The sequence below is a fragment of the Pseudomonas sp. SWRI179 genome (assembly GCF_014268705.1).
Classification (GTDB): Bacteria; Pseudomonadota; Gammaproteobacteria; order Pseudomonadales; family Pseudomonadaceae; genus Aquipseudomonas; species Aquipseudomonas zanjanensis.
Window position 1 is genome coordinate 1 of record NZ_JABWRA010000094.1, and the last position, 12,247, is coordinate 12,247.

At 64.9% G+C, this 12,247-nt stretch carries 2 protein-coding genes; both read right to left on the reverse strand.

The features are described from left to right. Positions 1-8,272, reverse strand: an 8,272-nt coding sequence (locus HU767_RS27975; RefSeq protein WP_186731050.1) for a non-ribosomal peptide synthetase, incomplete at its 3' end; no start/stop codon positions are given. Next, positions 8,269-12,247, reverse strand: a 3,979-nt coding sequence (locus tag HU767_RS27980; RefSeq protein ID WP_186731051.1) for a non-ribosomal peptide synthetase, incomplete at its 5' end; no start/stop codon positions are given. The genes HU767_RS27980 and HU767_RS27975, both read right to left, overlap by 4 nt.

The following is a 12,247-nucleotide window of genomic DNA, read 5'->3' on the forward strand; positions in this document are numbered from 1 at the left end:
GGCGATGGGCAATCTGGTTGGCGCGTGCATTGAGTTGCGCGTAGCTCAGCTGCGCCTCGCCAGCCACCACCGCCACAGCGTCCGGGCAGGCGGCGACCCGCGCCTCGAACAGGCCGTGCAGGGTCAGGCCCTGCGGATAATCGACCGCCGTGCTGTTGAGCGTTTCCAGCAGATGCTGACGTTCGGCCGCCGGCAGACTCGTGAGGGCCTGCAATGGCGTATCCGGCGCCTGCTCCAGTGCGCTGACCAGGCTTTCGAGCGTGGTCTGCACGTACTCGCCGATACGCCGCGCGCCGGTCCCCACCAACGCTTGCACCACCAGGCTGAAGCCCTCGCCTTCATCATCCACGGCCAGCGCCAAGGGGTAATTGGTCCGTTCTTCACCGCCTATCGATTCGATGCCTTGCCACGCCGTCAGCGCTTGCGCAGTCACCTCGACCCCGCAATGACGATAGTTGAGCATCGAACTGAACAATGGCGTTGGCGCAACCACGCCACTGCAACGCTGGGCCAGTGCCAACGGAGCATGCTCATGGCCCAGCAGGCCGGTGAGTCGCTTGTGGGTCGCCTTCACCGCTGCGTATACGCCTTGCCCAGCCAGGTTCACTCGCAATGGCAGGGTGTTGATGAACATGCCCAGGGCCCGGTCGGCCCCATCGCCGGCCTGCATGCGACCCAACAGCACGGTGCCGAAGACCACGTCGTCGCGACCGCTGACACGGCCCAGGACCTGCGCCCAGGCCAAGTGCATCAAGCTGGCCGCGCTGACGCCCAACTGGCGGGCCTGGGCGCGAAGCCGACGGCACAGGCCCGCCTCCACGGCCAGTTTCACCTCTTCCACGCCAGTGCCATCGCCTTGCACATCGCGCAGGCCGAACGGCAGCGTAGGCTCGTCGATGTCGCCGAGCATGTCACGGAAAAACGCTTCATGGGCCTGTTGATCGACACCCAGGCGCGCCTGGGCCACATAGTTGCGATAAGGCACCGATTCGCCCAGTTCATGGACCTTGCCCAGCAACTGCGCCTGCATTTCACGTTCCAGCACTTCCAGGCCGGTATGGTCCAGGACCATGTGGTGGAACAGCAGCATGGCAACCCAGCGTCGGTTGGCGACGTCCTCGGCGACGGCCAGGCGCAGCATCGGCGCCTGCCGCACGTCCAGCCGGTAATGCCGGGCATCGAAACGCTCATACAGCCGGGCAACGGCATCGCCGCCGCTCGGGTCCGCGTCCAGCTCGTCAACGCTGAGCCGAGCCTGTCGCCACACCACTTGCATCGGTTCGTCGAGGTGTTCCCAGACCATCGAAGTCCTGAGAATGTCGTGCCGGTCGATCACCCCCTGCAAAGCCTGGGCAAAGTCATCCAGGCGGGCCCGGCGGTCAAACCCGAACAGCGTTTGCAGCACGTACGGATCACCCATTTTCGCCGTCAAATGGTGATACAGAATGCCTTCCTGCAACGGCGCCAGTGGGTAGATGTCCTGCACGTTGCGCGCGCCTCCCGGCACGCTCGCCACGATCCGATCGATAGCCTCCTGGCTCAATACGGCCAGCGGCAACATGTCCGGCGTGATGCGCTCACAGCCTTCGACGATGGCGCAAGCCGGCACCACCACGTCCCGGTGCCCGCCCACCGCAGCGGCCAGTGCCTGCAGCGTTGGCTGACTGAACAGCACCCGCACATCCACCGACAACTCAGCCTGGCGCATGCGCTCGATCAGCCTCATCGCCAGCAGCGAATGCCCGCCCAGTTCGAAGAAATTATCGTGGCGACCGACCCGCTCCACTTTCAACAGCTCGGCCCACAGGTCGGCCAATACCTGTTCGATCTCGCCCTGCGGTGCCTCGTAGGCCTGGCTGGCGTAGGCCTCGGCATCCGGTGCCGGCAGCGCCTTGCGGTCGACCTTGCCGTTGAGCGTCAATGGGAACGCCGGCAGCATCACGAACGCCGCAGGCACCATGTACTCGGCCAGGGTCGCGGACAATTGCTCGCGCAACCCGGCCACGCTCAGCTCGACCTGCGGCTGGGCGATGACATAGGCCACCAGGCGTTTCTCGCCCGATTCATCGGCCCGCACCAGTACCACCGAATCCTTCACACCGTCACAGGCCACCAGCTTGGCTTCGATCTCGCCCAGCTCGATGCGGAAACCGCGGATCTTCACCTGGTCGTCGTTACGCCCCAGGCATTCCAGGCTGCCTTCGGGCAACCAGCGGCCGAGGTCGCCGGTGCGGTACAGCAGCGCGTCGGGCTCATGGCTGAACGGGTCGGCGATGAATTTTTCCGCGGTCAGGTCCGGCCGGTTCAGGTAACCCTTCGCCACCCCTTTGCCGCCGATGTACATCTCGCCAACGACACCCAACGGCGCCAACCGCTGGCGTGCATCGAGCACATAGACCTGGGTGTTGCCAATGGGGCCGCCGATAGGCACGCATTCGGCTTCCGCCGCCACGGCCTTCACCTCAAGGGTGGTGGCGTAGGTGGTGGTTTCGGTCGGGCCATAGCAGTGCACCAGGCGCAGGTCCGGCGCCAGGTCCAGCAAACGCCGGAACGACGCCACGTCGGCCCGTTCGCCGCCGCACAACAGGATGCGCAAGCCGCCGATGGCCTGGGGAATCAATTGCACGTACTGGTTGAAGATCGCCGTGGTCACGAACAGCACGGTGATGCCCGCATCTTCCAGCACCTGGGCAAACCTTGACGGTTCAAGCAGGGTGTCATGGTCGATCACCACCACTTGCCCACCATTGAGCAAGGCGCCCCAGACGTCCATGGTGCTGGCGTCAAACGCCGGGTTGGAGGCGAAGGCAATGCGGTCGTTGGCGTTGAAATCGGCGTAACCGTTGTTGATCACCAGGCGGTTGATCGCCCGGTGCGGCACCAGCACGCCTTTCGGAGTGCCGGTGGAGCCCGAGGTGTACATAATGTAGGCGATCGATTCACTGGACTGCGCCAGGGCCGGGTTATGCGCCGGCCCCTGGTTGTCCAACGTGTCCAGGTCGATGCGCGATGCGCCCTCGGGCACGGCCTCGGTACTGAACGTCAGCAGGCACCGGGCCTGGCAGTCGTCGAGCATGAAGCCTTGGCGCTCCAGGGAGGCGTTGCGGTCCAGCGGCACATAGGCCGCCGCGCACTTGAGGATCGCCAGTTGACTGGCCAGCAGCTCGATGGAGCGTGGCAGCAGGATCGCCACGCAGTCATCCGGCTGCACGCCGAGGCCGATCAGGTGATGGGCCAGGCGGTTGGCCCGCTGGTTCAGCTCCGCGTAAGTCACTTGCCGCTGCCCGTGCACCGCCGCAATCGCCTGCGGCAGGTACGCGGCCTGGGCTTCGAACAGCGCCAGGACGGTTTGCTCGTGGGGATAGGCGCGCTGGGTGGCGTTGAAGTCCACCAGCAACTGATGGCGTTCGTTTTCTGGCAGGATTTCCAGGCGATTGAGGGGCGTCTGGGGCGCGTGTTCGAGGGCCTGCACGAGGCTTTCCAGGGCCGTGTGCATGTAGGCGCAAATGCGCGCCGCACCGATGCCTTGCGACACCAGGGCACTCAGCATGAAACCGTCGCCCAGGTCGTCCACCGACAGGGTCAGCGGGTAGTTGGTCCGCTCTTCGTTGCTGAGGATTTCCATGCCCTGCCAGGCGCTTACGGCCTCGGCTGAAACGGCGCCGGTCGCGCTGTGCCGGTAGTTCAGCAGCGCACTGAACAACGGGGCCGGTGCGGCCACGCGGCTGCACCGTTGCGCCAGGGCCAGCGAAGCGTGTTCGTGACCGAGCAAGGCGGTCAGCCGTTCATGGGCAGTCTTGACCCCGGCGCGGGCGCCCTGCTCATCCAGCTTGACCCGCAGCGGCAAGGTGTTGATGAACATGCCCAGGACCCGGTCGGCGCCCTCGCCGGCCTGCATCCGTCCCATCAGCACCGTGCCGAACACCACGTCCTCCCGCGCGGACAAACGTCCCAGTACCTGCGCCCAAGCCAAATGGTGCAGGCTGGCCGCACTCACCCCGAGCTGCCGCGCCTGGGCCCGCAAGCGATGGCTCAAGGCAGCGTCCACTTCCAGCTTGGCCTCCTCGATGCCGCGACCGTCACCCTGCACCTGTTGCAACCCCAGCGGCAGGGTCGGCTCGTCGACATCACCGAGCATCTCGCGGAAAAACGCCTCGTGCGCTTGCTCGCTGACACCCAGGCGCGCCTGGGCCACATAGTTGCGGTACGGCAGCGCAGCGGCCAATTGGCCGGCCTGGCCCAACAGGTGCGCCTGCATTTCCTGCTGCACCACCTCCAGCGCGGTATGGTCCAGGGCAATGTGGTGGAACAGCAACATCGCCACCCAGCGCTGGTTGGCCGAGTCATAGGCATAACGCAAGCACATCAGCGGCGCCTGGCGAATGTCCAGGCGATGATGACGGGAGTCGTAACGGGCATGCAGTTGGATCACGGCATCGACGTCCGACGCGTCCAGTTGCAGTTGCTCGACGCTCAACAGCGCCTTGCGCCAGACCACCTGGATCGGCTGCTCCAACCCCTCCCACATGATCGAGGTGCGCAGGATGTCGTGCCGATCGATGACACCTTGCAATGCCTGGGCAAAGGCCTCGAGGCGCGCCTCGTCCTGGAAGGCGAACAGCGCCTGCAGCACGTAGGGATCGCCCTGCTGCGCCGAGACATGGTGATAGAGGATACCTTCCTGCAACGGCGCCAGCGGGTAGATGTCCTGCACGTTGTGCACGCCACCCGGCACCGTAGCGACGATCCGGTCGATCGCCTCCTGGGTCAATGTCGCCAGCGGCAACATGGCCGGGGTGATCCGCTCACAATCGGGGGTAATGCCATTAGCCGGCACCTCGATCTCATGGCCGCCGCCCACCGCCGCGGCCAGTGCCGCGAGGGTCGGCTGGCCGAACAGCACGCGGACATCGGCACTCAAGCCGACCTGGCGCATCTGCTCGATCAGGTTGACGGCGAGCAAGGAATGGCCGCCCAGCTCGAAGAAATGATCGTGACGCCCCACCCGCTCGACATTCAGGACTTGCTGCCACAGTCGGGCCAGGGTGATTTCGGTTTCACCTACCGGGGCTTCGTAGCCACGGGTGATGATCGACGCCTGGTCCGGTGCCGGCAAGGCCTTGCGGTCGAGCTTGCCGTTGGGCGTCAGCGGCAAGGCATCCAGGCGCACGTAGGCGGCCGGCACCATGTAGTCCGGCAAGCGGCTTTGCAGGTGCGCGCGCAGGGCTTCGATGTCCGCGCGGTCATCCGTTGAATGCAAGGTGAAATAAGCCACCAGGCGTTTTTCGCCGGGAACGTCTTCACGCACCAGCACCGTCGCCTCTTTCACCGCAGCGTATTGAGCCAGGCGGGCTTCAATCTCCCCCGGTTCGATGCGAAAGCCACGGATCTTCACCTGGCCGTCGTTGCGGCCCAGGTACTCGATATTGCCGTCCTCCCGGAAGCGCCCGAGGTCGCCGGTGCGGTACATCAGGGCCTGGGCGTCCTGGCTGAACGGGTCGAGGAGGAACTTCTCGGCGGTCAGGTCCGGGCGGTTCAAGTAGCCTTTGGCAACCCCCAGGCCGCCGATGTAGAGCTCGCCGGCCACGCCTTGGGGCACGGGTCGCTGCTGCGCATCGAGGAGGTAGACCCGGGTGTTGCCCAAGGGCCGGCCAATCGGAACGCTGCCCTCGCCGACGGCCTTGATTTCGAAGGTGGTCGAGAACGTCGTCGCTTCCGTCGGGCCGTAGCCGTTGAGCAAATGGGCCGGCGCGCCCTCTTTGAGGACGCGGGCGATTACCGCCGGATCCAGCACGTCGCCGCCGACAATCAAGTAGCGCAACTGGGCGAACACGTCCATCAGGCGGTCGGCGTATTGGTGAAACAGCCCCGCCGTCATCCACAACACATTCACCGCTTGCTCGAGCAACAGCCTGTGCAAGCGCTCCTGGGACAGCAACACGTCCTGGTCGACCACCACCACACAACCGCCGTTGAGCAACGGCGCCCAGACTTCCAGGGTACTGGCGTCAAAGGCCGGATTGGAGGCGAAGGCCACCCGGTCCTGCTCGTTGAAATCGGCATAACCGTTATTGATCACCAGCCGGCTGATGGCCCGATGCGGCACCAGCACGCCTTTGGGCGTCCCCGTGGACCCTGAGGTGTACATGATGTAGGCCGGCGCTTCGCTCGATATCGGTTGCTGGCGGCAATGGGCCGCCAGCTCGGGAAGGTCGACACGGTCCAGGTCCACCCGACGCATGCCCGGCGCCAAGGCTTCGCGGCTGTGGGTCAAGGCCAGCACGGCGTGGCTGTCCTCGATCATGAACTGCTGGCGCTCGGCGGGCGCGTTGACGTCCAGCGGCAGGTACACCGCCGCACACTTGAGCACGGCCAACTGGCTGACCAGTAGATCAAGCGAGCGTGGCAGCAGGATCGCCACGGTTTGACCCGCGTGCAGGCCAAGGTCGAGCAGATGCCTGGCCAGGCGCTCGGCCTTGCTGTCCAGTTCGCGGTAAGTCAGGACTTGCCCACCCTGCACCGCTGCCGGCGCGTCCGGACGCGCCTCGACCTGGGCCTCGAACAAGGCATGAATCGATTGTTGCCGCGGATAGTCACGGTCGGTGTCATTGAACGACACCAGCAGCCGTTCGCGCTCCGATTCCGGCAGGAACGACAGGCTGTTGAGCCTCGCGCCAGGCGCAGACTCCAAGGCGCAAACCAGGCTTTCAACGGCGGCCTGCATGTAGTCGCCGATGCGTTGCGCGCCAATCAACGCAGTGGCTTGCACCGACAAGGCGAAGTCATCGGAAAAATCGTCCACCGAAAGAATCAGCGGATAGTTGGTGCGTTCTTCCGCGCCCAGGGCTTGCATACCGTCCCAGGCCAGGCTGACCTCGGCCGGGAGCGCTTGGGCGCTGCTGGCGCTGTGGCGGTAGTTCAGCAACGCGCTGAACAGCGGTGCCGGTGCCGCCACGCCGCTGCAACGTTGCGCCAGGGCCAGGGATGCGTATTCGTGACTGAGCAGGCTGCTCAACCTGGCGTGGGCGCTTTTCACTCCATCGCGCACGTTCTGTGCACCTACCCCCACGCGCAACGGCAAGGTGTTGATAAACATGCCCAGGGCCCGGGTCATGCTTTCGCCGGCCTGCATGCGGCCGAGCATCACCGTGCCGAACACGACGTCCTCACGACCCGAGACGCCGCCGAGCACCTGTGCCCAGGCCAGGTGAAAAATGCTCGCCGCGCTCACGCCGAGCTGACGTGCCTGCGCGCGCAGCCGGCGACTGAGGTCTGGTGCCAGGGCCAGATGACTTTCTTCGATCGCACTGCCGTCGCCCAGCACATCCTGTTGGCCAAAGGGCAGGGTCGGCTCCTCGACGTCACCCAGCATCTCGCGGAAGAACCTCTCGTCAGCCTGGCGCTGGCCAGCCTGGCGGGTCCGAACGACATAGTCGCGGTAAGGCGCGGCGGGCTGCAATTGCCCGGCCTGCCCCATCAGGTAGGCTTGCATTTCACTCTGCACAACCGCCAGGGCCGCGTGGTCAAGGGCCATGTGATGGAACAGCAGCATGGCGGCCCAGCGCTGGTTGGTCGGGTCCTCGGCGACCACCAGCAGCAACAGCGGTGCCTGGCTGATGTCCAGGCGATAGTGACGAGGATCGAAGCGTGCCTGCAATTGCGCCATGACGTCGCCCTCGGCGAGGTCGGCGCTGATGTCCTTGACCCCCAGCCGGGCCTCGCGCCAGACCACCTGCACCGCCTCTTGCAACCCCTCGCGGACGATGGCGGTGCGCAGGATGTCGTGGCGGTCGATCACGCTTTGCAAGGCGTCGACAAAATCCGTCAGGCGTTCCTGCCGGGCGATGCTGAAGTGCGCCTGCAACACATAGGGATCGCCCTGGGTGGCGGTCAGGTGGTGATAAAGAATCCCCTCCTGCAACGGCGCCAGCGGGTAGATGTCCTGCACATTGGCCGCGCCGCCCGGCACGGTGGCCACGATGCGGTCGATGGCCGGCTGGTCGAGGGTCACCAGTGGCAGCATGTCCGGCGTGATCTGCCCACAGCCGACGGGGATAGCGTTGGCTGGGATGTCGACGTCGCCAGCCTTGCTGTCATCGTATTGCCCGGCCTGGATCAACTCGATCAGCGCGGCTTTGTGCTCACGCAGCAAGGCCAGCACCGCCGGCTCGCCCAGGGACTGTTTACGGCCGCGTACCACGAGCTGATCGCCCTTGACCGAAAGCTGTACGTCTTTTTCTTTTAGTGTCGCCAACAGTTCGATCACACTCACAGGACAATCTCCATTTTTTCTGTCGTTGCCGCGTATTCCGAGAGCGTGGGCTGCTCGAACAACGCCCGCACATCCGCTTCCATGCCTTCCTGGCGCATTCGCTCCATCAGGCTGACGGCGAGCAAGGAATGCCCGCCCAGTTCAAAGAAATGATCGTGACGGCCAACGCGTTCCACGTTGAGGACTTCAGCCCACAGTTGGGCCAGTGTGATTTCGGTTTCGCCGATGGGGGCTTCGTAGCCTCGGGTGATGAACGCCTCCAGGGCCGGTGCCGGCAGCACCTTGCGATTGAGCTTGCCGTTGGGTGTCAGCGGCATGGCGTCGAGGCGTACATAGGCTGCCGGCACCATGAAGGCCGGCAAGTGAGCTTGCAGGTAGGCACGCAGCGCCTCGATGTCCAGCACATCGTCTGACGGATATTGGGTGAAATAGGCCACCAGGCGTTTTTCCCCCGGTGCGTCTTCACGGGCCAGCACCGCGGCCTTCTTCACCGCCTCGTGCTGGGCGAGCCGGGCTTCGATCTCCCCCAGTTCTATACGGAAACCGCGGATCTTTACCTGATCGTCGTTACGCCCCAGGTACTGCAACGTGCCGTCAGGCAGCCAGCGACCGATGTCGCCAGTCTTGTACAGCCGCGCATCACTTTTGCCGTAGAACGGGTCGGCAATGAAGCGTTCGGCGCTGAGTTGTGGCAGGTTGAGGTAACCGCGGGCCACCCCCACGCCGCCGATGTGAATCTCGCCCGGAACGCCCACCGGCAACAATTGCCCGTGGCTGTCGAGCACATGCAATTGCATGTGGCGGATCGGCCGGCCGATGGGAATCGACTGATGGCGGTAGGTTTCCAGGTCGCTGTCCACCGTGTGCCAGGCGACGATGTCGCTGCACTCGGTCGGTCCGTAGCTGTTGATGATCGCGGGCCGTGGCAGTGGGAGTTTTTCCAGCATGGCGAGCTGGATCGGCTCGCCGCCCAACACCACTCGCTTCAGGCAGGCCAGGGCCTGCTGATGATCGGCGTCCACCAGCGCATGGAAGGCGCTGGGGGACATGCACAGGAGAGTGATACCGGCCTCGACGATCTGGGCAACGATGGCGCCGGGGTTGAAGGGTTCTTCGGCCAGGTGCAGCGTGGCACCGACCATCAGCGGCGCCAGGATGTTTTTCTGGGTCAGGTCGAAGCTATAGGAGGACGCGAGCAACACCGCGTCGCCGGCATGGAACGTCACGTCGTAGAGGTACCAGTCCAACAGGTTGCGCAGGCCGCGATGCTCGACCATCACGCCCTTGGGCAGTCCGGTGGAGCCGGAGGTGTAGATCACGTAGGCCAGGTGGGCCGGGGTCAGGCCCGTGATATCCGGGGTGTGCTCCGGCTCGTCTTGCCATGGACCGCCATCCAGGTCGATCAATGGCACCTGGACGTTGGCCAACAGCCCTCGGGTGCCCGCCTGGACCAATACCGCAGCCGGCTCGCTGTCGGCCAGCATGTAGGCAAGGCGGTCCGCCGGGTAAGCCGGGTCCAGCGGCACATAACCGCCACCGGCCTTGAGGACCGCCAGCAGCCCGATCACCATCTCGGCACTGCGCCAGACACAGATGGCCACGCGCGAATCCGGTTGCACACCTTGCTTGCGCAGATAATGCGCCAGCCGATTGGCTCGCGCATTCAACTGGCGATAGCTCAGCGGTTGTCCGCCGTCCAGCACCGCCACGGCGTCCGGTGTGCGTTGAACCTGGGCTTCGAAGAGGCCGAGGATGGTCTGCTCCCGCAGGTCATCGGTGTCGTCGGTATTGAACTCGGCCAGCAGTTTTTGCCGCTCGCCGGGTGGCAGGATCGACAGCTGATGCAGCGGAGCGTCAGGCGTCTGCTCAAGCATCCGGACCAGATTTTCCAGAGCCTGTCGAACATAGCCGCAAAGGCGCTGCGCACCAATGCGCGCGGGGGTCATGATGCTGAAACTGAACGCCTCGCCCTGGTCGTCCACCGACAGCGTCAGCGGATAGTTTGTGCGTTCTTCGCCGCTGAGCAGCTGTATACCGTCCCAGGCCGACAGCGCCTCGCTTGAGTTCAGCGCGGCGGTGTGGCGATAGTTGAGCAAGGCACTGAACAATGGCGTTGGCGACTCCACGCCGCTGCAGCGTTGCGCCAGCACCAGCGAGGCATGTTCGTGGCCGAGCAACGCGGTCAGGCGTGCATGGGTCGCTTTCACGCCGGCACCGACCGCGGTTTGCCCCACATTCACCCGCAACGGCAAGGTATTGATGAACATCCCCAGTGCGCGGTCGGCGCCCTCGCCGCCTTGCATCCGGCCAACCAGCACGGTGCCGAACACCACGTCGTCCTTGCCCGACACCTTGCCCAGCACCTGAGCCCAGACCAAGTGATACAGGCTTGCCGTGCTCACGCCGAGCTGACGGGCCTGGGCCCGCAGCCGAAGACTGAGCTCAGCATCGACGTCCTGGCGAACCTCCTCGATGCCGCTGCCATCGCCCTGCACATCCTGCAAGCCGAACGGCAGCGTCGGTTCGTCAATGTCGCCGAGCATGTCGCGGAAAAACTGTTCGTGGGCCTCGCGACTCACCCCCAACCGGGCCTGGGCCACGTAGTTGCGGTACGGCACCGAGGCCGGCAAGCGTTGTGCCTGGCCCAGCATGTGCGCTTCGATCTCCGCCGACAGTGCCGCCAGCGACGTGGCGTCGTCCACCAAGTGATGGAACAGCAGCATGCCCACCCAACGCTGGTTCGCCGCATCTTGCGCATAAGCGACCCGCATCAGCGGTGCCTGGCGGATGTCCAGGCGATAGTGCCGGGGGTCGAAACACTCATGCAGTTGCGTGGCGATATCGCCGGCCACCGGGTCCAGCGTCACCGCCTCGACTGCCAGCCGGGCTTCACGCCAGACCACCTGCATGGGCTCGGCCAGGCCTTCCCAGAGCACGCCCGTGCGCAGGATGTCATGGCGGGCGACAACGGATTGCAACGCCTGGGTGAAAGACTCCAGGCGTGTGAAGCTGTCGAACGCGAACATCATATATTGCAGATAGGGATCGCCTTTGGCCGCCGCGAGGTGATGGTAAAGAATTCCCTCCTGCAACGGCGCCAGTGCATAAATATCCTGCACGTTGGCCACGCCGCCTGGCACCTTCGAAACGATCCCATCGATTGCCCATTGGTCCAGCTCAGCCAATGGCAGCATGTCCGGGGTAATCCGCGTGCAGCCATCCGGGAGGCCATTGGCCGGTACCAGGACTTCCGAATACCCACCGACCGCGGCGGCCAGCGCCGCGAGCGTCGGCTGGCCGAACAGCACCCTCACGTCGGCGCTCAAACCAGCGTGACGCATGCGTTCGATCAGTTTCACCGCCAGCAGCGAGTGACCGCCCAGTTCGAAGAAGTTGTCGTGACGACCGACTTGCTCAAGGTCCAGCAAGTCTTGCCAGATCGCGGCGATGACGGTCTCGGCCTCGCCTTGCGGGGCTTCGTATTCGCGAGTCGCCACCGATGACTGATCCGGTGCCGGCAGCGCCTTGCGGTCGAGCTTGCCGTTGGTGGTCAGCGGGAACACGTCAAGGACCACGAACGCGCCCGGTACCATGTACTCCGCCAGCGACCCCAGCAATTGAGCACGCAGGTCGGCAGCCGATAGCGATGCACCGTTGGCAGCGATCACATAGGCCACCAGACGCTTGTCGCCCGGTTCGTCCTCGCGAGCGATGACCACCGCCTCGCTGACGCCCTCGCAGGCCGCCAGGGTCGCTTCGATCTCGCCCAGTTCGATACGGAAACCGCGGATCTTCACCTGGTCGTCGTTGCGGCCCAGGTACTCGACGCTGCCGTCCGCCAACCAGCGGCCGAGGTCGCCGGTCCGGTACAGGCGCGCGCCTTCGCACCCGCTGAAGGTATCAACGATAAAGCGTTCCCGGGTCAATTCGGGACGGTTCAGGTAACCCCGCGCCACACCCACCCCCCCCACATAC